General features: G+C 58.4%; 18 protein-coding genes and 1 riboswitch. Of the genes, 13 read left to right on the top strand and 5 right to left on the bottom strand.

What is annotated here, in order from left to right; all coding sequences use genetic code 11:
* Positions 1-45 precede the first annotated feature (45 nt).
* The 4 genes from leuA to leuD are packed head-to-tail and all read left to right on the top strand — an operon-like array spanning position 46 to position 4,727.
* A complete protein-coding gene (leuA, locus tag KGP25_RS04065) occupies positions 46-1,617 on the top strand; it encodes a 2-isopropylmalate synthase (RefSeq protein WP_008501997.1) in 1,572 nt (523 codons plus the stop codon).
* Positions 1,617-2,708, top strand: a complete 1,092-nt coding sequence (gene leuB, locus KGP25_RS04060; RefSeq protein ID WP_024907450.1) for a 3-isopropylmalate dehydrogenase — start codon at positions 1,617-1,619, stop codon at positions 2,706-2,708. Before leuA ends, leuB begins: the two co-directional genes overlap by 1 nt.
* A gap of 2 nt (positions 2,709-2,710) precedes the next feature.
* On the top strand, positions 2,711-4,111 hold the full coding sequence (gene leuC, locus KGP25_RS04055) for a 3-isopropylmalate dehydratase large subunit (RefSeq protein ID WP_008501999.1): 1,401 nt from the start codon (positions 2,711-2,713) through the stop codon (positions 4,109-4,111).
* Between the two features lie 10 nt (positions 4,112-4,121).
* The gene (gene leuD, locus KGP25_RS04050) at positions 4,122-4,727 is read left to right on the top strand and encodes a 3-isopropylmalate dehydratase small subunit (protein ID WP_023616037.1); all 606 of its coding nucleotides are present in this window, start codon (positions 4,122-4,124) and stop codon (positions 4,725-4,727) included.
* A gap of 91 nt (positions 4,728-4,818) precedes the next feature.
* On the opposite strand, the gene KGP25_RS04045 is transcribed toward leuD, so the two are convergent.
* The 3 genes from KGP25_RS04045 to sgrT all read right to left on the bottom strand — a co-directional run bounded on the left by KGP25_RS04045 (position 4,819) and on the right by sgrT (position 6,639).
* A complete protein-coding gene (locus KGP25_RS04045) occupies positions 4,819-4,971 on the bottom strand; it encodes a Hok/Gef family protein (RefSeq protein ID WP_045907789.1) in 153 nt (50 codons plus the stop codon).
* Between the two features lie 216 nt (positions 4,972-5,187).
* Positions 5,188-6,366, bottom strand: a complete 1,179-nt coding sequence (locus tag KGP25_RS04040; protein ID WP_063620765.1) for a sugar efflux transporter — start codon at positions 6,364-6,366, stop codon at positions 5,188-5,190.
* A gap of 120 nt (positions 6,367-6,486) precedes the next feature.
* On the bottom strand, positions 6,487-6,639 hold the full coding sequence (gene sgrT / locus KGP25_RS04035) for a glucose uptake inhibitor SgrT (RefSeq protein ID WP_045907787.1): 153 nt from the start codon (positions 6,637-6,639) through the stop codon (positions 6,487-6,489).
* An 88-nt stretch (positions 6,640-6,727) separates the two neighbouring features.
* Between sgrT and sgrR the strand changes: the two genes are divergently transcribed.
* The 4 genes from sgrR to thiQ all read left to right on the top strand — a co-directional run bounded on the left by sgrR (position 6,728) and on the right by thiQ (position 11,803).
* On the top strand, positions 6,728-8,383 hold the full coding sequence (sgrR, locus tag KGP25_RS04030; RefSeq protein WP_045907786.1) for an HTH-type transcriptional regulator SgrR: 1,656 nt from the start codon (positions 6,728-6,730) through the stop codon (positions 8,381-8,383).
* A gap of 36 nt (positions 8,384-8,419) precedes the next feature.
* Positions 8,420-8,520, top strand: a riboswitch (TPP riboswitch).
* Positions 8,521-8,551: 31 nt separating this feature from the next.
* On the top strand, positions 8,552-9,535 hold the full coding sequence (thiB, locus tag KGP25_RS04025; protein WP_023345430.1) for a thiamine ABC transporter substrate binding subunit: 984 nt from the start codon (positions 8,552-8,554) through the stop codon (positions 9,533-9,535).
* Positions 9,511-11,121: a thiamine/thiamine pyrophosphate ABC transporter permease ThiP gene (gene thiP, locus KGP25_RS04020; RefSeq protein WP_223540016.1), complete on the top strand. Its 1,611-nt coding sequence runs from the start codon at positions 9,511-9,513 to the stop codon at positions 11,119-11,121. The genes thiB and thiP overlap by 25 nt, the downstream gene beginning before the upstream one ends.
* Complete coding sequence (gene thiQ / locus KGP25_RS04015) at positions 11,105-11,803, top strand: thiamine ABC transporter ATP-binding protein ThiQ (RefSeq protein WP_223540015.1); 699 nt, start codon at positions 11,105-11,107, stop codon at positions 11,801-11,803. Before thiP ends, thiQ begins: the two co-directional genes overlap by 17 nt.
* Before the next feature lie 28 nt (positions 11,804-11,831).
* On the opposite strand, the gene KGP25_RS04010 is transcribed toward thiQ, so the two are convergent.
* Together KGP25_RS04010 and araC are read right to left on the bottom strand one after the other, a co-directional pair.
* Complete coding sequence (locus tag KGP25_RS04010; protein ID WP_045907783.1) at positions 11,832-12,599, bottom strand: DedA family protein; 768 nt, start codon at positions 12,597-12,599, stop codon at positions 11,832-11,834.
* A 128-nt stretch (positions 12,600-12,727) separates the two neighbouring features.
* Positions 12,728-13,573 carry an arabinose operon transcriptional regulator AraC gene (gene araC, locus KGP25_RS04005; protein WP_223540014.1) on the bottom strand — a complete coding sequence of 282 codons (846 nt, stop codon included), beginning with the start codon at positions 13,571-13,573 and terminating at the stop codon, positions 12,728-12,730.
* Positions 13,574-13,910: 337 nt separating this feature from the next.
* On the opposite strand from araC, the gene araB reads away from it, so the two are divergent.
* The 5 genes from araB to rapA all read left to right on the top strand — a co-directional run bounded on the left by araB (position 13,911) and on the right by rapA (position 23,467).
* The gene (gene araB, locus KGP25_RS04000) at positions 13,911-15,620 is read left to right on the top strand and encodes a ribulokinase (protein WP_048028526.1); all 1,710 of its coding nucleotides are present in this window, start codon (positions 13,911-13,913) and stop codon (positions 15,618-15,620) included.
* Between the two features lie 10 nt (positions 15,621-15,630).
* Positions 15,631-17,133, top strand: coding sequence for an L-arabinose isomerase (gene araA / locus KGP25_RS03995; protein WP_223540537.1), 1,503 nt, complete (start codon positions 15,631-15,633; stop codon positions 17,131-17,133).
* An 89-nt stretch (positions 17,134-17,222) separates the two neighbouring features.
* Positions 17,223-17,918 carry an L-ribulose-5-phosphate 4-epimerase gene (gene araD, locus KGP25_RS03990; RefSeq protein WP_111967214.1) on the top strand — a complete coding sequence of 232 codons (696 nt, stop codon included), beginning with the start codon at positions 17,223-17,225 and terminating at the stop codon, positions 17,916-17,918.
* Positions 17,919-18,074: 156 nt separating this feature from the next.
* Positions 18,075-20,432: a DNA polymerase II gene (polB, locus tag KGP25_RS03985; RefSeq protein ID WP_223540013.1), complete on the top strand. Its 2,358-nt coding sequence runs from the start codon at positions 18,075-18,077 to the stop codon at positions 20,430-20,432.
* A 128-nt stretch (positions 20,433-20,560) separates the two neighbouring features.
* Complete coding sequence (gene rapA / locus KGP25_RS03980) at positions 20,561-23,467, top strand: RNA polymerase-associated protein RapA (RefSeq protein WP_223540012.1); 2,907 nt, start codon at positions 20,561-20,563, stop codon at positions 23,465-23,467.
* The last annotated feature ends 8 nt before the right edge of the window (positions 23,468-23,475 follow it).

Genomic DNA, 23,475 nt, shown 5'->3' with positions numbered 1-23,475 from the left:
TTATGCTCGTAGCAAGGCGCCCTAAGACTGACAAGGACCTAACCCATGAGCCAGCAAGTCATTATTTTCGATACTACTTTACGTGACGGTGAACAGGCATTACAGGCAAGCCTGAGTGTAAAAGAGAAACTGCAGATCGCGCTGGCTCTCGAACGTATGGGTGTCGACGTGATGGAGGTGGGTTTCCCGGTCTCGTCTCCGGGTGATTTCGAATCCGTCCAGACCATCGCCCGCACCATTAAAAACAGCCGCGTATGTGGTCTGGCGCGCTGTGTAGAAAAAGATATCGACGTTGCAGCCGAGTCACTGAAAGTGGCCGAAGCGTTCCGTATCCATACCTTTATTGCCACCTCGCCCATGCACATCGCCACCAAGCTGCGCAGCACGCTGGATGAGGTGATTGAGCGCGCGGTGTACATGGTGAAACGCGCACGCAACTACACCGATGACGTTGAATTCTCCTGTGAAGATGCAGGCCGTACGCCAATCGACGATTTGGCGCGCGTCGTGGAAGCCGCCATTAACGCGGGTGCCAAAACCATCAACATCCCGGACACCGTCGGCTACACCATGCCGTTTGAGTTCGCCAACATCATCACCGGCCTGTATGACCGCGTTCCGAACATTGATAAAGCGATTATCTCCGTCCACACCCACGATGATCTGGGTCTGGCGGTGGGCAATGCTATCGCCGCCGTCCACGCTGGCGCGCGTCAGGTAGAAGGCGCGATGAACGGCATCGGTGAACGTGCGGGCAACTGTTCGCTGGAAGAAGTGATCATGGCGATCAAAGTGCGCAAGGACATCATGGACGTGCACACCCGCATCAATCACAACGAGATCTGGCGCACCAGCCAGACCGTCAGCCAGATTTGCAACATGCCTATTCCGGCTAACAAAGCGATTGTCGGCACTGGCGCCTTCGCGCACTCCTCCGGTATTCATCAGGATGGCGTGCTGAAGAACCGTGAAAACTACGAAATTATGACCCCGGAATCCATTGGCCTGAACCAGGTCCAGTTGAACCTGACCTCCCGTTCCGGTCGCGCGGCAGTGAAGCACCGCATGGAAGAGATGGGCTATAAGGACAGCGATTACAACATGGATCAGCTGTATGACGCGTTCCTGAAGCTGGCCGACAAAAAAGGGCAGGTGTTCGACTATGACCTGGAAGCGCTGGCCTTTATTAACAAACAGCAGGAAGAGCCAGAGCACTTCCGTCTGGATTACTTCAACGTGCAGTCCGGCTCCAGCGACATCGCCACCGCCTCGGTCAAGCTGGCCTGCGGAGATGAAATTAAAGCAGAGGCAGCTAACGGTAATGGACCTGTCGATGCGATTTACCAGGCCATCAACCGCGTTACCGAGTACGACGTTGAGCTGGTCAAATATGACCTGACAGCTAAGGGCCACGGCAAAGATGCGCTGGGCCAGGTCGACATTGTTGTGACCCACAATGGCCGCCGCTTCCATGGCGTGGGTCTGGCGACCGATATCGTTGAATCCTCCGCGAAAGCGATGGTGCATGTGCTGAATAACATCTGGCGCGCCGCCGAAGTCGAAAAAGAGTTGCAACGCAAAGCTCAGAATAAAGAGAACAACAAGGAAACCGTGTAATGTCGAAGAATTACCATATTGCTGTGTTACCGGGCGACGGTATTGGCCCGGAAGTGATGGCACAGGCGCTGAAAGTACTGGAAGCCGTTCGCACGCGTTTTGCGATGAAAATCACCACCAGCCACTACGATGTGGGCGGTATTGCGATTGATAACCACGGTACGCCACTGCCAAAAGCAACCGTAGAAGGCTGTGAAAATGCCGATGCCGTGCTGTTTGGTTCCGTCGGTGGCCCAAAATGGGAACACCTGCCGCCAGCAGAGCAGCCGGAGCGCGGCGCGCTGCTGCCGCTGCGTAAACATTTCAAACTGTTCAGTAACCTGCGTCCGGCGAAGCTGTACCAGGGTCTGGAAGAGTTTTGCCCGCTGCGCGCCGATATCGCCGCCAACGGTTTCGACATTCTGTGCGTACGTGAACTGACCGGTGGGATCTATTTCGGTCAGCCAAAGGGGCGCGAAGGCAGCGGTCAGCATGAAAAAGCGTTCGATACCGAGGTGTATCACCGCTTCGAAATTGAACGTATCGCCCATATCGCGTTTGAGTCGGCGCGCAAACGCCGCCATAAGGTGACCTCGATAGATAAAGCGAACGTGCTGCAGTCTTCCATTTTGTGGCGCGAGATCGTCAGTGAAGTCGCTAAACAGTACCCGGACGTTGCGCTGTCGCACATGTACATCGACAACGCGACCATGCAGCTGATTAAGGATCCGTCCCAGTTTGACGTGCTGCTGTGCTCCAACCTGTTCGGCGATATTCTCTCTGACGAGTGCGCGATGATCACCGGCTCGATGGGCATGCTGCCATCCGCCAGCCTGAATGAAGAAGGCTTCGGCCTGTACGAGCCTGCGGGCGGCTCCGCACCGGATATCGCCGGCAAAAACATCGCTAACCCGATTGCGCAGATCCTCTCTCTGGCCCTGCTGCTGCGCTACAGCCTGGATGCAGGCGATGCAGCAACCGCAATTGAAAACGCCATTAACCGGGCGTTAGAAGAAGGCGTTCGTACCGGTGATTTAGCACGCGGCACGGCGGCAGTCAGTACCGATGAAATGGGCGACATTATTGCCCGCTATGTCGCTGAAGGGGTGTAATCATGGCTAAGACGTTATATGAAAAGTTGTTTGATGCGCATGTTGTCTACGAAGCACCAAACGAAACCCCACTGCTGTATATCGACAGACATCTGGTACACGAGGTGACCTCTCCCCAGGCATTCGACGGCCTGCGCGCGCACAAGCGTCCGGTGCGCCAGCCGGGTAAAACCTTCGCGACGATGGATCACAACGTTTCCACCCAGACTAAAGACATTAACGCCTCGGGTGAGATGGCGCGTATCCAGATGCAGGAGCTGATTAAGAACTGCAATGAATTTGGCGTTGAGCTGTACGACCTGAACCATCCGTATCAGGGCATCGTCCACGTGATGGGGCCTGAGCAGGGGATTACCCTGCCGGGCATGACCATCGTCTGCGGTGACTCCCATACCGCAACCCACGGCGCGTTTGGCGCTCTGGCGTTCGGGATTGGCACTTCCGAGGTAGAACACGTGCTGGCGACGCAGACCCTGAAGCAGGGTCGCGCCAAAACGATGAAGATTGAAGTGAAGGGCAAAGCGGCACCAGGCATTACCGCGAAAGATATCGTGCTGGCGATTATCGGTAAAACCGGCAGCGCAGGCGGTACCGGCCACGTCGTTGAGTTCTGCGGCGACGCTATTCAGGCGCTGAGCATGGAGGGTCGCATGACCCTGTGCAACATGGCCATTGAGATGGGTGCCAAAGCCGGGCTGGTCGCGCCAGATGAAACGACCTTTAACTATGTGAAGGGCCGTCTGCACGCGCCGAAAGGGCAGGATTTTGACGACGCGGTAGCGTACTGGAAAACCCTGAAAACCGACGACGGGGCAACGTTTGATACCGTTGTCACGCTGCAGGCAGAAGAGATTGCCCCTCAGGTGACCTGGGGGACCAACCCGGGTCAGGTGATTTCTGTCAACGACGCCATTCCCGATCCGGCTTCCTTCGCCGATCCGGTCGAGCGCGCCAGTGCGGAAAAAGCGCTGGCCTATATGGGGCTGAAGCCCGGCGTGCCGTTGACCGACGTGACCATTGATAAAGTGTTTATCGGCTCCTGCACCAACTCCCGTATCGAAGATTTGCGTGCGGCGGCAGAGATCGCCAAAGGCCGTAAAGTCGCGCCGGGCGTGCAGGCGCTGGTGGTTCCGGGCTCCGGTCCGGTGAAAGCCCAGGCGGAAGCCGAAGGTCTGGATAAGATCTTTATCGAAGCAGGCTTCGAGTGGCGCCTGCCAGGCTGTTCCATGTGTCTGGCCATGAACAACGATCGCCTGAATCCGGGTGAGCGCTGTGCCTCCACCAGCAACCGTAACTTTGAAGGCCGTCAGGGCCGCGGTGGGCGCACCCATCTGGTCAGCCCGGCAATGGCCGCCGCTGCGGCAGTCACCGGCCATTTCGCCGACATTCGCAGCCTGAAATAAGGAGACAATCATGGCAGAGAAATTTACCCAACATACAGGCCGGGTTGTCCCCCTGGACGCCGCGAACGTCGATACTGACGCCATTATTCCTAAGCAGTTTTTGCAGAAGGTGACGCGTACCGGCTTTGGCGCGCACCTGTTCAACGACTGGCGTTTCCTGGACGACAAAGGCGAAGTGCCTAATCCGGAATTCGTTCTGAACTTCCCGGAATACAAAGGTGCCTCCATTTTGCTGGCGCGGGAAAACTTTGGCTGCGGCTCGTCGCGTGAGCATGCGCCCTGGGCGTTGACCGACTACGGCTTTAAGGTGGTTATTGCTCCCAGCTTCGCGGATATCTTCTACGGCAACAGCTTCAACAACCAGCTGCTGCCGGTGACGCTGAGCGATGAGCAGGTCGATGAATTGTTTGCGCTGGTTAAGGCAAATCCTGGCATGTCGTTTGAAGTGGATCTGGAAGCGGAAGTGGTGAAAGCCGGGGATAAAACCTACAGCTTCAGCATTGATGCGTTCCGCCGTCACTGCATGCTGAACGGTCTGGACAGCATTGGTTTGACGCTGCAGCACGAAGACGCCATCTCAGCGTACGAGAAAAAACAGCCTGCGTTTATGGGCTAAAGGCAATGGCCCGCGAAATGCGGGCCATTGATAAGGGTGCGTTGAGGCTCAACCACTCTGGAGAGGCGGGGAAACTTCCCCGCCCATACCGCTAACGTTTTGCTTCGTAAGCCAACACTGCCGCCATTTCTGTTTTCTCCTGTCTGAAGTGCAGCTCACACAGCGAGTCACGCACCATCCAGGTGAAGATCAACAGCGTAGTACAGATCAGAAACAAACCTAACAGCAGAGTACGTTTTGGCATTCCAGCCTCCTTATTGCTTTTCGGCAATGAAGAGACTAACCTCGCAATGTTGGTTGTGAAGTTGGTCTCCCCATCAATCTTTTGATGTGGGACTCTCCACTGTTTGCCTCTTGCGAAAGCCTGAGGCAAACAGCCTCAAGCACCCGCCACGCACTCTATTCCCCTTCGCGATCTCTGTCAGAATGTCGTTCCAATTTGTGAAGCCGTCTTCCAGAATCAGACGTCTTTTACCCGGCAGGTCAGCAGGAGCGTCACGACGGATATCGCCGCAATCATCCAGTAAACCGACGTATGGCCATAGCTTTGCGCCAGCGCGCCCTGGATCACACCGGCCAGAATCACCCCGGTTGAAATACTGTTCGTAAAGAGCGTCGTGGCCGATCCCGCGCGTCCGGGCATCAGATCCTGAAACCAGAGCATGCCGATTCCGGCGACGATCCCAATGAACACAGCATTAAACAGCTGCAGCGCAAGCAGCGCTTCACGCGAGTGGAATAAGATCAGCCCAAGATAAAACAACACCCCGGCTGCAACCGCAACCACCATCATTTTGCGTTTACCGAAACGCTTTACGTAATATCCCGCCAGAATCATTGCCGGAATTTCCAGCCCGGCAGCGGTCCCCATTAAGATCCCCGCAAGCTTGTCCGGTAAGCCCAGATCGCTGCTGATCCACAGCGGCATGTCGATGATGTACATGGTGTTGCAGGTCCACATCAGCGTGGAGGCAATAAACAGCATACGGACGTTTTTGTCCTGCCAGCCGCTCACCTGGGTGAGAGGCTTGTCCGTTGTCTGTTCGACGCGCGCCACGGACGGCAGCGCGAAGGCTATCAGCGCCAGGCTGATGACAAAAATCCCGGCCGCGATGGAGAACATGGCGGTAAAGCCGTAGTTCAACGCCAGCATGAAGGCCAGCGGCGGACCAATGACCCACGCCAGCGAGAGCTGGGCACGCATCACCGAGCTGAACATCACCACTTCCCGTGCCGAGCTATCCGCATATTCCCGCGCCAGGGCGAACAGCTGCGGCATGGCAGTGTTCGCAAGAGAGGCGAGCAGCACGCCGCAGGTAATGAGCGTCAGGTAATGACGGTTAAAAGCAAAGAGCAGCGCGTTACCCACGGCCATGGCGCAGCAAAAGAGGATCAGCTTGCGGCGATCGCCCTGGCTGTCCGATCGTTTCGCCAGCGCGAGGCTGACCAGGATCCCGGCAATCGCGTTGACGGTATAAAACAGCCCCACCCAAAACGGCTGCGCCCCCACCTCGCGGCTGAGAAACAGGCTCAGCGTCGGCGCCTGCAGCGCCCCCGCCACGCCCATCATAAAGGCCACCAGCATAAAAGCGGCATACACGCCGTTCAGGCGTCGCCCCATCGTCATCAACCACAGCATGCGCAAGTCCTTGTGAAAGCGAATCGAAATTGGGTGAAAGAATAAACGAAAAAAGCCAGCAAAAACATTTTGCTGGCGGGTGATAAGCACCAATACTCAGTCACACATGATCGAGGCGAGTCAGCGAGAAGAGGCCGGTTTCGTAACGTCCCACTGCATCAGTTCTTCTAACATTTTCAGCCGTTGCTCGGCACACTGGCGGGCCAGCCAGGACGATCCTTTTGTCGCTGAAAAGTACTGCTGATAAAACTGACGTGCGGTAGACCTCTTCATCATTTACCTCCTCGCTTCATCGGGAAGCATTATTGGCCTAATATAGGGATTAATAAATTGCTGGTTTTTTGTCAGGAGTTCCCCTTTTATGCCTTCCGGTCGTCTGCAGCAACAATTTATCCGCCTCTGGCAGTGCTGCGAGGGGCAATCGCAGGAAACGACGCTCAACGAGCTGGCTGACCTGCTTAGCTGTTCCCGCCGTCATATGCGCACGTTGCTCAATACCATGCAGCAGCAGGGGTGGTTAAGCTGGGAAGCGGAAGCGGGACGCGGGAAACGCTCGCGGCTGACCTTTCTCTACACCGGGCTGGCATTGCAGCAGCAGCGTGCAGAAGACCTACTCGAGCAGGACCGCATCGATCAGCTGGTCCAGCTGGTGGGCGACAAAGCCGCCGTGCGCCAGATGCTGGTTTCCCATCTCGGACGCAGTTTTCGTCAGGGCCGACACATTCTGCGGGTACTCTACTATCGGCCAATGAAAAATCTGTTGCCCGGCACGGCGTTACGCCGCTCAGAAACCCATATGGCCCGGCAAATCTTCAGCGGCCTGACGCGGATAAATGAGGAAAACGGGGAACTGGAGGCGGATATCGCGCACCACTGGCAGCAGCTTTCCCCGCGCCACTGGCGCTTTTTCTTACGCCCTGGCATCCACTTTCACCACGGTCGCGAGCTGGAGATGCACGACGTCATCGCCTCTCTGGAACGCGCCCGCAGGCTGCCGCTCTACTCGCATATTTCGCGCATCCACTCCCCCACGGCCTGGACGCTGGATATTGAGCTGTCGCAGCAGGACAAGTGGCTTCCCTGGCTGTTGGGCTATGTACCGTCGATGATTTTGCCCGGCGAGTGGGAATCGATGAACAATTTTGCCAGCCTGCCAATTGGCACCGGCCCCTACGCCGTGTCCCGCAATAACAGCAATCAGCTGAAAATCCGCGCGTTCGATGACTACTTTGGCTATCGGGCGCTGATCGACGAAGTGAACGTGTGGGTATTGCCGGATCTCAATGAAGACCTGAGCTGCGGGCTGACGCTGGAAGGCCCCACCACGGGAGAAAAGGCCGTGGAGAGCCGCCTGGAGGAGGGATGCTACTATCTCCTCTTTGACCGCCGCACCCACCGCGGGGCAAACCAGGACGTCCGGAAGTGGATCAGCCACGTGTTGTCCCCTTCCAATCTGATCTACCATGCGGAAGCGCAGTACCAGACATACTGGTTCCCGGCGTACGGCCTGCTTCCGCGCTGGCACCACGCCCGCCCGTCGCACTGCGACAAACCCGCAGGGCTGGAGTCCATCACCCTGACCTACTACCGCGAGCATGTTGAGCATCGTTTTATCGCGAGGATCATGACCCGCCTGCTGGCAGCCGAGGGGGTCAGGCTGGACATCAGGGAAGTGGACTATGACGAATGGCATCAGGGGGAGATCGCCAGCGATATCTGGCTCAACAGCGCCAACTTTACCCTGCCGCTCGATTTTTCCCTTTTCTCGCATTTGTATGAAGTCCCGCTGATCCAGCACTGCATCGACCGTGACTGGCAGCAGGATGCCGCCCTGTGGCGTGCGGGCGAGATGAATCTTGCCGTGTGGTGCCAGCAGCTGCTGGCCGAGCAGGCGATCGTCCCGTTGATCCACCACTGGCTGATGATTCAGGGCCAGCGCAGCATGCGCGGCCTGCGGATGAACACCCTGGGCTGGTTTGATTTCAAATCCGCCTGGTTTGCGCCCCCGGAGCCATAACGCTTTCGTAATATTCACCAAATCATTACAATAGCGCCGTTCTCAACGGGGTGCTGCATCACAGATGTGCGCTGAGATAATACCCGTCGAACCTGATCCGGATAACGCCGGCGAAGGGATTTGAGGCTGTCGCTCAAAATCCTTTGCCACTCAACCCTGAGGTGCAAAGTGTTAAAAAAAGTTCTCCCCCTGCTGGCGCTGTTCGCGCTGCCCGCTTTAGCCAAACCCGTCCTGACGGTCTACACCTACGACTCTTTCTCTGCCGACTGGGGCCCTGGCCCGGTTGTCAAAAAAGCCTTTGAAGCTGACTGCAACTGCGAGCTGAAGTTCGTGGCGCTGGAAGATGGCGTTTCACTGCTCAACCGTCTGCGCATGGAAGGGAAAAACAGCAAGGCAGACGTGGTGCTCGGTCTGGATAACAACCTGCTGGAAGCCGCCTCGCAGACCAAACTGTTTGCCAAAAGCGGCGTCGCAGCAGAGGCCGTTAACGTGCCTGGCGGCTGGAAGAACGACACCTTTGTGCCGTTCGACTACGGCTACTTTGCTTTTGTTTACGACAAAAACAAGCTGAAAAACCCGCCGAAGAGCCTGAAAGAGCTGGTGGAAAGCGACCAGAAGTGGCGCGTGATTTATGAAGATCCGCGGACCAGCACGCCGGGCCTGGGTCTGCTGCTGTGGATGCAGAAAGTCTACGGCGATAAGGCGCCGGAAGCGTGGCAGAAGCTGGCTGCCAAAACCGTGACCGTGACCAAAGGCTGGAGCGAAGCCTATGGCCTGTTCCTGAAAGGTGAAAGCGACCTGGTGCTGAGCTACACCACCTCCCCGGCTTACCACATTATCGCCGAGAAGAAAGATAACTATGCTGCCGCAGATTTTGCGGAAGGGCACTATCTGCAGGTGGAAGTGGCCGCGCGTACCGCTGCCAGCAAGCAGCCGGAGTTGGCCGAGAAGTTCCTGAAGTTTATGGTTTCGCCGGCATTCCAGAATGCCATTCCCGCAGGCAACTGGATGTATCCGGTCACCAGCGTTGCACTGCCTGCAGGTTTTGAACAGTTGACCAAACCGAAAACCTCGCTGGAGTTTACGCCGCAGCAGGTCGCCGCGCAGCGTGCCGCATGGGTAAGTGAATGGCAACGCGCCGTCAGCCGCTAATTCCCGGCTGGTTGCTTCCCGGGCTGCTCGCCGCCGTCGTAATGGTGGCAGTCAGCCTGGGGGCTTTTCTTGCGCTGTGGTTTAACGCGCCGGAGAGCGACCTGCTCGCTCTCTGGCACGACAGCTATCTCTGGCACGTCATTCGGTTCTCTTTCTGGCAGGCGTCTCTTTCTGCCCTGATGTCGGTGCTCCCGGCTATTTTTCTTGCACGCGCGCTGTATCGACGGCGCTTCCCCGGCAGGCAGGCTCTGCTGCGCCTGTGCGCCATGACGCTGATCCTGCCCGTGCTGGTGGCGGTATTTGGCATTCTGAGCGTTTACGGTCGCCAGGGGTGGCTGGCTTCGCTGTTCGGCCTGCTTGGTCTGGAATGGTCATTCTCGCCTTACGGACTGCAGGGCATCCTGCTGGCACACGTCTTTTTCAATATGCCGATGGCAACGCGCCTCTTTTTGCAGGTGCTGGAGAATATTCCAGGCGAACAGCGCCAGATTGCCGCCCAGCTCGGCATGCGCGGCGCGTCGTTCTTCCGCTTTGTCGAATGGCCGTGGCTGCGCCGCCAGCTCCCGCCCGTAGCGGCATTAATCTTCATGCTCTGCTTTGCCAGCTTTGCCACCGTGCTGTCACTTGGCGGCGGGCCGCAGGCCACCACCATTGAGCTGGCGATTTACCAGGCGCTGAGTTACGACTACGATCCCGGTCGCGCCGCACTGCTGGCGATAGTCCAGATGGCGTGCTGCCTTGCACTGGTACTGTTGAGCCAGCGGCTGAGTAAAGCCATTCCCGCTGGCAGTCATCAAATAACCGGCTGGCGCGATCCGCAGGACAGCCTGCACAGCCGCGTCAGCGATGTTATCCTGATCGGGCTGGCGCTCCTGCTGCTGTTGCCGCCGCTGCTGGCCGTTATCGTTGACGGACTGAACCTCAATCTCATGTCTGTCCTGCAACAGCCCGTCCTCTGGCAGGCCACCTGGACCTCGCTGCGTATCGCGCTGGCTGCCGGATTACTGTGCGTCATCCTGACCATGATGCTGTTGTGGAGCAGCCGTGAGCTTTACGCCCGCCAGGCGCAAAAAGCCGGACAAATGCTGGAGCTGACGGGCATGCTGATTCTTGCTATGCCGGGGATTGTACTGGCAACGGGCTTCTTTTTACTGTTCAACAGCACCATCGGCCTGCCCGAAAGGGCCGACGGCATTGTGATCTTTACCAACGCCTTAATGGCTATTCCTTACGCGCTCAAGGTGCTGGAAAACCCGATGCGCGACGTCAACAGCCGCTACAGTTTGTTGTGCCAGTCGTTGGGCATGCAGGGCTGGCAGCGACTGAAGGTGGTTGAACTGCGCGCGCTAAAGCGTCCGCTGGCACAGGCGCTGGCGTTTGCCTGCGTGCTCTCTATTGGAGACTTTGGGGTCGTGGCGCTGTTCGGCAATGACGATTTCCGCACGCTGCCATACTGGCTCTATCAGCAAATCGGCTCTTACCGCAGTCAGGACGGCGCGGTCACCGCGCTGTTACTGCTGCTGCTGTGCTTTGCCTTATTTACCGTTATCGAAAAACTTCCGGGGCGTGATGCTAAAACTGACTGATGTAACCTGGCTTTATCAGCATCTGCCGATGCGCTTCACGCTCTCCGTGCGCCAGGGAGAGATGATCGCCGTGCTTGGCCCAAGCGGTGCCGGGAAAAGCACCTTGCTCAATTTGATCGCCGGTTTTCTGCAACCTGCCAGCGGGTCGATAGCCATCGATAATCGTGATTTCACCAACGCCCCTCCGGCTAAACGTCCTGTCTCAATGCTGTTTCAGGAAAACAACCTGTTTACCCACCTGACGGTGCGGCAAAACATCGCGCTGGGAATGCACCCGGGACTGAGGCTGAACGATGATCAGCGCCATAAACTGGAAGTTATTGCCGCGCAGATGGGGATCGCCGGGTTTATCGACAAGCTGCCGGGCGAGCTTTCCGGCGGGCAGCGTCAGCGCGTGGCGCTGGCACGTTGTCTGGTGCGCGAACAGCCGATACTTCTGCTGGATGAGCCGTTCTCGGCGCTCGATCCCGCGCTGCGTCAGGAGATGCTGGCCCTGGTGCAGGAGGTCTGTCAGCGCCAGCATCTTACGATGCTGATGGTGTCGCACAGCATCGAGGATGCCGCACGGATTGCCCCGCGATCGGTGGTGATCGCGGAGGGACGCATTTTGTGGGATGGAGCAACAGAAGCATTAATGAGCGGAAAAGAAAGCGCTTCTGGATTATTGGGTATAAAACCGTAGGCCGGGCAAACGCAGTGCCACCCGGCGCTTAACGGCTTACAACTTTCAACAGGATCTCACCGTATACTGGCATCAGCGGGTGACGAATCAGCGCCACCAGCGCCACCACCGCCACACCCAGCGTCAGCGGGGCCAGCCAGAGCAGGCGAGTACGCGGGAGGTAGCGTGTCAGGCGATCGATATTTGCCTTCGCGCTGCGCCACAGTCGCCAGCAGAGCCATGCCGCCAGCCACAGCAGCAGCGCCGTGCCCAGCAGCAGCCACTTAAACTCACCGCTTTGCATACCGTCAGGAATATCAATGGCGGCCCCTGCAAGGATCCCCGGCAGGAAGTAGAACGGCGGCCAGAAGACGCAGCCGATAATGTTTGGCACCACGAATTTCGCAACGGGCAGATCCAGCATCCCGGCCACCATCGGCACCAGCGGACGCGTTGGCCCAACGAAGCGGCCGACGAGGATGGTAAACATGCTGTGCTGGTGCAGCGCATGCTCGGTCTTATCCAGCAAGGCTTTGTTCTTTTTCATGAACGACCAGCGGTGCAGCGGCTTCTTAAAGCGCCAGCCCAGCCAGAAGGAGATCCAGTCGCCGAGCAGGCAGCCGATAATTCCCGCCAGCCACGCCTGCCAGAAATTGACCTCACCGCTGCCGATCAGCGCGCCGAGCCCCGCCATCATCACGGTGCCGGGCAGGATTAACCCGACGAGCGCCAGCGACTCCAGAAACGCCACCAGCGCCACGGCGATGAGCGAGTACATAACGGACTGGGTAATAAAGTGTTCCAGCAATGCCTGCATAACTATTCCGGTCAGAAAACGAATCAGCGATTCTGCTTAGCGCCCCGCACCGCGTCAAGGCAACAATTGTCTGAATAGTTTACAGGTTGCTTCCCGCATTCACCTGTTTGTTTATCTTTTTTTACCGTTTATTCACATCCCGCGCGGAATTCACTGGGGCTGGCACCGGTGCATTTTTTAAATACCCGGGAGAAATAGAGCTGATCCTCAAAGCCCACATTGCGCCCCACGGTGGCGATGGGCATCCGGGTGGTGCTGAGCAGCAGCTTCGCCTGGCTGATCCGCTGATCCTCACGCCAGCTCAACACGCTGACGCCCAGCTGCTGGCGGAACAGATGCGACAGACGCGACGGTGACAGGCAGACGTGCTGGGCAACGCTGGCGATATCAAACTGGCTATCGGCCAGGTGGTCGCTGATGTACTGGCAGGCGTCGCGCACGCGGTTATCCAGCGGCGGGTTAAGCGACGCGTTAATCGCCTCCATCCGTCGCAGTAGCAGTTGCTCAAGCAGGTTAATCGCCAGCAGTTCAGCGTAGCGCCCACCGGCCTGTCCCGCCTCGATAATCTGCGCAAAAAGTTCGCGAAACTGCGCCAGATGCACCTCATCCGGACGATAAAAACCGGTGTGCGCAAAAATCGCCGGCCAGGAAAGCCACTCCTGCCAGTAGGCGCGCGGACGGAAATAGACCCACTGGTGATACCACTCTTTGGCGTCCGGATGACGGCCGTAGTGGTGGATCTCCCCCGGCGGGAACAGCAGGATATCCCCCGGGCGGCAGACAAATTGCTGTTCGCCGTTTTTGATGATCCCTTCCCCTCGCACGGTCAGGTTGAGGATATATCCTTTCATCCCAAGCGGTCGGTCGACGTAAAAGTCGAGATATCCTTCAGCCTCGATAGGAGTCAGTCCCGCCACAAGGTGCGCGTTAAACGAGTATCCCGGCAGCAGAGGATCGTTTTGCGTTTCGGCCATAGATTCAGTTCTCCCAAGGGTCCTCAAGGAAACCAATTGTCCATATCACTAAAAGCAGGTTAAAAATGGCCCGCGAAAAGATCCAAAAAGCATCACGCCGCTTTTACGTCCGCCATGTTTCAGCCTTTCCCCCTGATTTCTCCGCCTGAGCAGGCAGATAAGCAGTAACAAAAGTGTCTATAACTGCGGCAGAAATGTCCACATTGAATATTTGCACGGCGTCACACTTTCCGTTGTAACAGCAATTTAGTCCATAAGATTAGCGGATCCTGCCTGACGTCTTTTGTCCCCAGTCTCTAATGTTCTTCCATACCTCTTTTTTCGATGGAGCAACACCATGGCAATTGCGATTGGCCTCGATTTTGGCAGCGATTCGGTTCGCGCGCTGGCAGTGGACTGTACGTCCGGCCAGGAGATAGCAACCAGCGTTGAGTGGTACCCGCGCTGGCAAGAGGGGCGCTACTGCGATGCGCCGAACAACCAGTTTCGGCATCACCCGCGTGACTACATTGAGTCGATGGAAGCGGCCATTAAAACCGTTCTGGCCGAACTGACCGACGCCCAGCGGGCGGATATTATTGGGATTGGCGTCGACAGTACCGGCTCCACGCCTGCCCCTGTGGATGCCGATGGCCGCGTGCTGGCGCTGCGCCCTGAGTTTGCCGACAACCCGAACGCCATGTTCGTGCTGTGGAAAGACCATACCGCCGTGGAAGAGGCCGAAGCCATCACCCGCCTGTGCCATCAGCCGGGCAAAACGGACTACTCGCGCTACATCGGCGGGATTTACTCCAGCGAATGGTTCTGGGCCAAGATCCTGCACGTCACCCGTGCCGACGCAACCGTTGCGCAGGCTGCAGCGTCATGGGTTGAACTGTGCGACTGGGTGCCTGCCCTGCTCTCCGGCACCACGCGTCCACAGGATATCCGCCGCGGTCGCTGCAGCGCCGGGCATAAATCCCTGTGGCATGAAAGCTGGGGCGGCCTGCCTCCGGCAGCCTTCTTCGATGAACTCGACCCGATCATCAACAAGAGCCTGACATACCCGCTGTTTACCGACACCTTTACCGCCGATATTCCCGTCGGCACCCTCTGTGAGGAGTGGGCGACGCGCCTCGGCCTGCCGCAAAACGTGGCGATCTCCGGCGGCGCGTTTGACTGCCATATGGGCGCCGTGGGCGCGGGCGCACAGCCAAACACGCTGGTCAAAGTCATCGGCACCTCCACCTGCGACATCCTGACGGCGGATAAAGCCACCGTCGGCGACCGCGCGGTAAAAGGCATCTGTGGCCAGGTTGACGGCAGCGTGGTACCGGACTTCATCGGCCTCGAAGCCGGTCAGTCCGCGTTTGGCGATATCTACGCCTGGTTTGGTCGCGTGCTGGGCTGGCCGCTGGATCGGCTGGCGGCGGCGCATCCTGAACTGAAAACCCAGATCGCCGAGAGCAAAAAGCAGCTTCTGCCGCAGCTTACCGAAGCCTGGGCCAAAAATCCCTCTCTCGACCACCTCCCGGTGGTGCTGGACTGGTTTAACGGTCGTCGCACACCGTTTGCCAACCAGCGCCTGAAAGGGGTGATTACCGATCTCAACCTCGCGACCGACGCGCCCGCGCTGTTCGGCGGCCTGATTGCCGCAACGGCCTTCGGTGCCCGCGCCATTATGGAGTGCTTCACCGAGCAGGGCATCGACGTGAATAACGTGATGGCGCTGGGCGGCATCGCCCGTAAAAACCCGGTGATCATGCAGGCCTGCTGCGACGTGCTGAACCGTCCGCTGCAGATTGTGGCGTCCGATCAGTGCTGCGCGCTGGGCGCGGCGATTTTCGCCGCCGTCGCCGCGGGCGTCCATGCGGATATCCCCACCGCGCAGCAGCACATGGCGAGCGCCGTCGAAAACACCCTTCAGCCGCGTGCTCAGCAGGCACAACGCTTTGAACAGCTTTATCAGCGCTACCAGCAGTGGGCAAAAAGCGCCGAACTTCACTATCTCCCTGTCGCCGCCCCGGCCAAAAGCACCGCGGACACTACGGCAACCCTGACCCATTAAGGACACGATGATGACCATTTTTAATAACTATGAAGTGTGGTTTGTGATTGGCAGCCAGCATCTGTACGGACCGGAAGCGCTGCAGCAGGTAACAAAACACGCGGAGCACGTCGTTAACGCGCTGAACGCGGAAGCCAAACTGCCGTGCAAGCTGGTGCTGAAACCGCTGGGCACAACGCCGGATGAGATTACCCATATCTGCCGCGACGCGAACTACGATGATAAATGCGCCGGTCTGGTGGTGTGGCTGCACACCTTCTCACCGGCAAAAATGTGGATCAACGGCCTGTCTATCCTCAACAAACCGCTGCTGCAGTTCCATACCCAGTTCAACGCCTCCCTGCCGTGGGACAGCATCGACATGGACTTTATGAACCTGAACCAGACCGCACACGGCGGCCGCGAGTTCGGCTTCATCGGCGCGCGTATGCGTCAGCAGCACGCAGTGGTCACCGGCCACTGGCAGGATGGCAAGGCGCAACAGCGTATCGGCTCCTGGATGCGCCAGGCGGTTTCGAAGCAGGATACCCGCCACCTGAAAGTGGTGCGTTTCGGCGACAACATGCGTGAAGTGGCGGTCACCGACGGTGACAAAGTGGCCGCGCAGATCAAGTTCGGCTTTTCCGTGAATACCTGGGCCGTGGGCGACCTGGTGCAGGTGGTGAATGAAATCAGCGATGGCGACGTAAGCGCGCTGGTGGATGAGTACGAAAGCAGTTACCGCCTGACGCCTGCGGCACAGATCAACGGCGACAAGCGTCAGAACGTGCTGGATGCGGCGCGCATCGAACTGGGCATGAAGCGCTTCCTGCAACAGGGCGGTTTCCACGCCTTTACCACCACTTTTGAAGATCTCCACGGTCTGAAACAGCTGCCGGGTCTGGCAGTACAACGTCTGATGCAGCAGGGCTATGGCTTTGCCGGCGAAGGCGACTGGAAAACTGCCGCTCTGCTTCGCATCATGAAGGTGATGTCGACCGGTCTGCAGGGCGGCACCTCCTTTATGGAGGACTACACCTACCACTTCGAGAACGGCAATGACCTGGTGCTCGGCTCTCACATGCTGGAAGTGTGTCCTTCCATCGCGGTAGAGGAAAAACCGATCCTCGACGTGCAGTACCTCGGCATCGGCGGTAAAGCCGATCCGGCGCGTCTGATCTTCAACACCCGCACGGGCCCGGCCATCAACGCCAGCCTGATCGATCTGGGCGATCGTTTCCGCTTGCTGGTGAACTGCGTCGATGCGGTTGAAACGCCACATTCTCTGCCGAAACTGCCGGTCGCCAACGCCCTGTGGAAAGCACAGCCGGACCTGCCGACCGCGTCAGAAGCCTGGATCCTGGCCGGTGGCGCGCACCATACCGTCTTCAGCCACGCGCTGGCTCTGAACGACATGCGTCAGTTCGCCGAGCTGCACGATATCGAATTGACCGTCATTGATAACGATACCCGCCTGCCCGCCTTCAAGGACGCGCTGCGCTGGAACGAAGTCTATTACGGTTCAAAACGCTAAAGCACGGAATGCCCGGTGGCGCCGCGTTTACCGGGCCTACGATCCTGTAGGCCGGATAAGCGAAGCGCCATCCGGCACTGGAGACAACAATGTTAGAAGAGCTCAAACAGCAGGTACTTGAAGCCAACCTGGCGCTGCCGAAACATAATCTGGTCACCCTGACCTGGGGCAACGTGAGCGCCGTTGACCGCGATAGAGGCGTGTTCGTGATCAAGCCTTCCGGCGTCGATTACGCGGTGATGACGGCAGACGATATGGTCGTTGTCAGCATCGAAACAGGTGAAGTGGTGGAAGGCAACAAAAAGCCGTCATCCGATACGCCCACTCACCGCCTGCTCTATCGATCATTCCCGACTATCGGCGGTATCGTGCATACCCATTCGCGCCATGCCACCATCTGGGCGCAGGCGGGCCAGTCCATCCCGGCGACCGGCACCACCCACGCGGACTACTTTTACGGCACCATTCCCTGCACGCGTTTGATGACCGATGCGGAAATCAACGGCGAGTATGAGTGGGAAACCGGTAACGTGATCGTTGAGACCTTCGAAAAACAGGGAATCGACGCGGCGCAAATGCCGGGCGTGCTGGTGCACTCCCACGGCCCGTTTGCCTGGGGGAAAAACGCGGAGGACGCGGTGCACAATGCCATCGTGCTCGAAGAGATCGCCTATATGGGGATCTTCTGTCGCCAGCTGGCGCCGCAGCTGCCGGATATGCAGCAAACCCTGCTGGATAAGCATTACCTGCGCAAGCACGGTGCGAAGGCCTACTACGGACAGTAACCCCTTGCCCGGTGGCGCTGCGCTTACCGGGCCTACGGAACCTGCAGGCCGGATAAGCGCAGCGCCATCCGGCAAAACAGGCACTGTATAAAACCCCAGCAAACCTACCTCAACCAGGCTATAATCAGGCCTGGTTTTGTTTTCTGGGATAACGGCGTGGCGCAGGCGCAAGAAGGCTTTTTACTGACCCGACACTGGCGGGATACGCCTCAGGGCACCGAGGTTGAATTCTGGCTGGCAACCGACAACGGCCCGCTGCAGGTGACGCTGCCGCCGCAGGAATCCGTGGCGTTTATTCCAGAAGCGCACGTCGAAAAAGTGAAACAGCTGCTGCGCGGTGAAAACGGCTGGCGCATTACCCCGCTTGAGCTGAAAGATTTCCACCGTCAACCGGTTTATGGCCTCTACTGTCGCGCCCATCGTCAGCTGATGCGCTATGAAAAACTGCTTCGCGAAGCGGGCGTAACGCTCTACGAAGCCGACATCCGCCCACCGGATCGCTTTCTGATGGAGCGGTTTATTACCGCGCCCGTCTGGGTCGACGGCACCGCGCACAACGGCAGCCTCGTTAACGCGCGGCTGAAGCCGAACCCGCACTACCGCCCTCCGCTGAAGTGGGTCTCCCTGGATATCGAAACCACCCGCCACGGCGAACTGTACTGCATAGGACTTGAAGGCTGCGGCGATCGGGTTGTCTATATGCTCGGGCCGCCAAATGGTGATGCCTCCGCGCTGGATTTCCGGCTTGAGTACGTCAACAGCCGACCGCAGCTGCTGGAGAAGCTTAACCAGTGGTTTGCCGACTACGATCCCGACGTCCTGATCGGCTGGAACGTGGTGCAGTTCGACCTGCGCGTGCTGCAAAAACACGCCGAGCGTTACCGCATCCCGCTGATGCTCGGGCGCGGCAACAGCGAGCTGGAATGGCGCGAGCACGGTTTTAAGAACGGCGTTTTCTTCGCCCAGGCGAACGGTCGCCTGATTATCGACGGCATCGAGGCGCTCAAGTCCGCCTTCTGGAACTTCTCATCATTCGCCCTCGAAGCGGTGGCGCAGGAGCTGCTTGGCGAAGGCAAATCCATCGACAACCCCTGGGACAGAATGGACGAGATCGACCGGCGCTTTAACGAAGACAAGCCCGCGCTCGCCACCTATAACCTGAAAGATTGCGAGCTGGTCACGCAGATTTTCCACAAAACCGAAATTATGCCCTTCCTGCTGGAGCGCGCGACGGTGAACGGCCTTGCGGTCGACAGGCATGGTGGATCGGTTGCCGCCTTTAGCCATCTCTACTTTCCCCGAATGCACCGGGCAGGATATGTCGCCCCTAACCTCGGGGAGGTGCCGCCGCAGGCCAGCCCCGGCGGCTACGTCATGGATTCCCGGCCAGGATTGTATGATTCCGTTCTGGTGCTGGACTACAAAAGCCTCTACCCGTCGATAATCCGCACCTTCCTGATCGATCCCGTCGGGCTGGTTGAGGGCCTGGCCCAGCCGGATGATGAACACAGCACCGAAGGCTTCCTCGGCGCACGCTTTTCGCGGGAAAAACACTGCCTGCCCGACATCGTGGGAAACATCTGGCACGGCCGCGATGAGGCCAAGCGCCACGGCAACAAACCGCTATCACAGGCGCTGAAAATCATCATGAACGCCTTCTACGGCGTGCTGGGTACCAGCGCCTGCCGCTTCTTCGACCCGCGGCTGGCGTCGTCTATCACCATGCGCGGGCACGAGATCATGCGTCAGACCAAAGCGCTGATTGAGTCCCGGGGCTATGACGTCATCTACGGTGACACCGACTCCACCTTTGTGTGGCTTAAGGGCGCGCATTCAGAAGAAGACGCCGCGCAAATCGGCAAAGCGCTGGTCGCCTTCGTGAACGACTGGTGGCAGGAACATCTGCAGAAAGCGCGGTTAACCAGCGCGCTGGAGCTGGAATTTGAAACCCATTTCGCCCGCTTTTTAATGCCCACCATTCGCGGTACCGATCAGGGCAGCAAGAAGCGCTACGCCGGGCTGATTCAGGACGGCGATGCGCAGCGGATGGTGTTTAAAGGGCTCGAGACGGTACGTACCGACTGGACGCCGCTGGCGCAACAGTTCCAGCAAACGCTCTATCTGCGGGTGTTTCGCAATGAACCGTATCAGGACTACGTGCGCGAGACGATAGCCAGCCTGATGGCGGGCGAACTTGACGCGCAGCTGGTGTACCGCAAACGCCTGCGCCGCCCGCTCGCGGAGTACCAGCGCAACGTTCCTCCGCACGTGCGCGCCGCGCGCCTCGCGGACGACGAAAACGTCCGCCGTGGCCGCGCGCCACAGTATCAGAACCGGGGTACCATCAAATACGTCTGGACGATAAACGGTCCGGAACCGGTGGATTATCAGCACTCGCCTCTGGATTACGAACACTATCTGACGCGTCAGCTTCAGCCGGTTGCCGACGGAATTTTGCCCTTCATCGACGACGACTTTGCTACACTGGTTACAGGGCAACTTGGCCTATTTTGACACGTGACGAAATGGCTGCCATCCAGTACCATAGCGCCCTTTCCATTCCCGGACCCATTTTTCGATGACCGTCTTTTTTGACGGTGGTCGAACTATTGCCTGCAATTAAAGATTAGAGCCGAACAACTATGCCTTTTACACTTGGTCAACGCTGGATCAGCGATACAGAAAGCGAACTTGGATTAGGAACCGTCGTTGCCGTTGATGCGCGCATGGTTACCCTCCTCTTCCCTGCCACTGGTGAAAACCGCCTGTACGCTCGCAATGACTCCCCTGTAACCCGCGTGATGTTTAATCCGGGTGACACCGTGACCAGCCATGACGGCTGGCAGCTCAAGATTGAAGACGTAAAAGAAGAGAATGGACTGCTCGCCTACATCGGCACTCGCCTGGACACCGACGAGGCCAATGTCATCCTGCGCGAAGTGCTGCTCGACAGCAAGCTGGTGTTCAGCAAGCCGCAGGACCGCCTGTTTGCCGGGCAAATCGACCGTATGGATCGCTTCTCGCTGCGCTATCGCGCGCGTAAGTTCCAGAGTGAACAGTACCGCATGCCGTGGAGCGGCCTGCGCGGCCAGCGCACCAGCCTCATCCCCCACCAGCTGAACATCGCCCATGACGTGGGCCGTCGCCACGCGCCGCGCGTGCTGCTGGCAGATGAAGTGGGCCTGGGTAAAACCATTGAAGCGGGTATGATCCTGCATCAACAGCTGCTTTCCGGCGCCGCCGAGCGCGTGCTGATCGTGGTGCCAGAAACCCTGCAGCACCAGTGGCTGGTTGAGATGCTGCGCCGCTTCAACCTGCGTTTCTCTCTGTTCGACGACGAACGCTACGCCGAAGCGCAGCACGATGCGGACAACCCGTTTGAAACCGAACAGCTGGTGATTTGCTCCCTGGACTTCGTGCGCCGCAGCAAGCAGCGTCTTGAGCATCTGTGCGATGCCGAGTGGGACCTGATGGTGGTCGACGAAGCGCACCACCTGGTCTGGAGCGAAGATGCGCCGAGCCGCGAATATATGGCTATCGAGCAGCTTGCCGAACGCGTGCCTGGCGTCCTGCTGCTGACCGCAACGCCGGAACAGCTGGGTCTCGAAAGCCACTTCGCCCGTCTGCGCCTGCTTGATCCCAACCGTTTCCACGATTTTGAGCAGTTTGTGGAAGAACAGAATAACTACCGTCCGGTGGCGGATGCCGTCGCCCTGCTGCTGGCGGGCAAGCGTCTTTCTAATGACGAACTCAACACCCTGAGCGATCTGATCGGCGAGCAGGATATCGAGCCGCTTTTGCAGGCCGCGAACAGCGAGAGCGACAACGCGGAATCCGCGCGCAAAGAGCTGATCGACATGTTGATGGATCGCCACGGCACCAGCCGCGTGCTGTTCCGTAACACCCGTAACGGCGTGAAAGGGTTCCCGAAACGCGAACTGCACACCATTAAACTGCCGCTGCCGACGCAGTATCAGACGGCGATTAAAGTCTCCGGCATTATGGGCGCGCGCAAAACGCAGGAAGAGCGCGCCCGCGACATGCTTTATCCGGAGCAAATCTACCAGGAGTTCGAAGGCGATACCGGCACCTGGTGGAACTTCGATCCGCGCGTGGAGTGGCTGATGGGCTACCTGACTGCACACCGCTCCCAGAAAGTGCTGGTGATCTGCGCCAAGGCTGCTACCGCGCTGCAGCTGGAGCAGGTCCTGCGCGAGCGTGAAGGTATTCGCGCCGCCGTGTTCCACGAAGGCATGTCCATCGTTGAACGCGACCGTGCCGCGGCGTGGTTTGGCGAAGAGGACAGCGGCGCGCAGGTTCTGCTGTGCTCGGAAATCGGCTCCGAAGGCCGTAACTTCCAGTTCGCCAGCAACCTGGTGATGTTCGATCTGCCGTTCAACCCGGATCTGCTCGAGCAGCGTATCGGCCGTCTGGACCGTATCGGTCAGGCCCATGATATTCAGATCCACGTGCCGTATCTGGAAAAAACGGCCCAGTCCGTGCTGGTGCGCTGGTTCCACGAAGGTCTGGATGCGTTTGAACATACCTGCCCGACGGGCCGCACCATTTACGATCAGGTGCATAGCGATCTGATCGGCTACCTGGCCGCGCCGGAAAACACCGACGGCTTTGACGATCTGATTAAGTCCTGTCGTGAGAAGCACGACGCGCTGAAAGCGCAGCTGGAACAGGGTCGCGATCGCCTGCTGGAGATCCATTCCAACGGTGGCGAGAAAGCGCAGGCGCTGGCAGAGAGCATCGAAGAGCAGGATGACGACACCAGCCTGATTAGCTTCTCGATGAACCTGTTCGATATCGTCGGTATCAACCAGGACGATCGTGGTGAGAACCTGATAGTCCTGACCCCGTCCGATCACATGCTGGTACCGGATTTCCCTGGCCTGCCGGAAGATGGCTGTACGATCACCTTCGAGCGTGACGTGGCGCTGTCCCGTGAAGATGCCCAGTTCATCACCTGGGAACACCCGCTGATCCGCAACGGGCTGGACCTGATCCTCTCCGGTGATACCGGCAGCAGCACCATCTCCCTGTTAAAGAACAAGGCGCTGCCGGTGGGGACGCTGCTGCTGGAGCTGATTTACGTTGTGGAAGCACAGGCGTCGAAGCAGCTGCAGCTCACCCGTTTCCTGCCGCCGACGCCGGTCCGTCTGCTGCTGGATAAAAACGGCACGAACCTGGCCGGACAGGTCGAGTTCGAAAGCTTCAACCGCCAGCTGAGCGCGGTGAACCGCCATACCGGCAGCAAGCTTGTTAACGCGGTCCAGCAGGACGTGCACGCTATTCTGCAGCAGGGCGAAACCCAGATTGAGAAAGCGGCCAGAGCGCTGATCGATGCCGCACGCGCGGAAGCCGACGAGAAACTGTCTGCGGAGCTGTCGCGTCTGGAAGCGCTGAAGGCCGTGAACCCTAACATCCGTGACGACGAGCTGGCGGCGATTGAAAGCAACCGTCAGCAGGTGCTGGAAAGCCTCAACCAGGCTAGCTGGCGTCTGGATGCCCTGCGTCTTATCGTTGTGACGCATCAGTAACCGGAGCG

This window comes from Enterobacter sp. JBIWA003 (genome assembly GCF_019968825.1).
In the GTDB taxonomy this organism is placed as follows: domain Bacteria; phylum Pseudomonadota; class Gammaproteobacteria; order Enterobacterales; family Enterobacteriaceae; genus Enterobacter; species Enterobacter quasiroggenkampii.
Note: the sequence above shows the minus strand (reverse complement) of the source record. Positions and strands in the feature narration are given on the sequence as shown.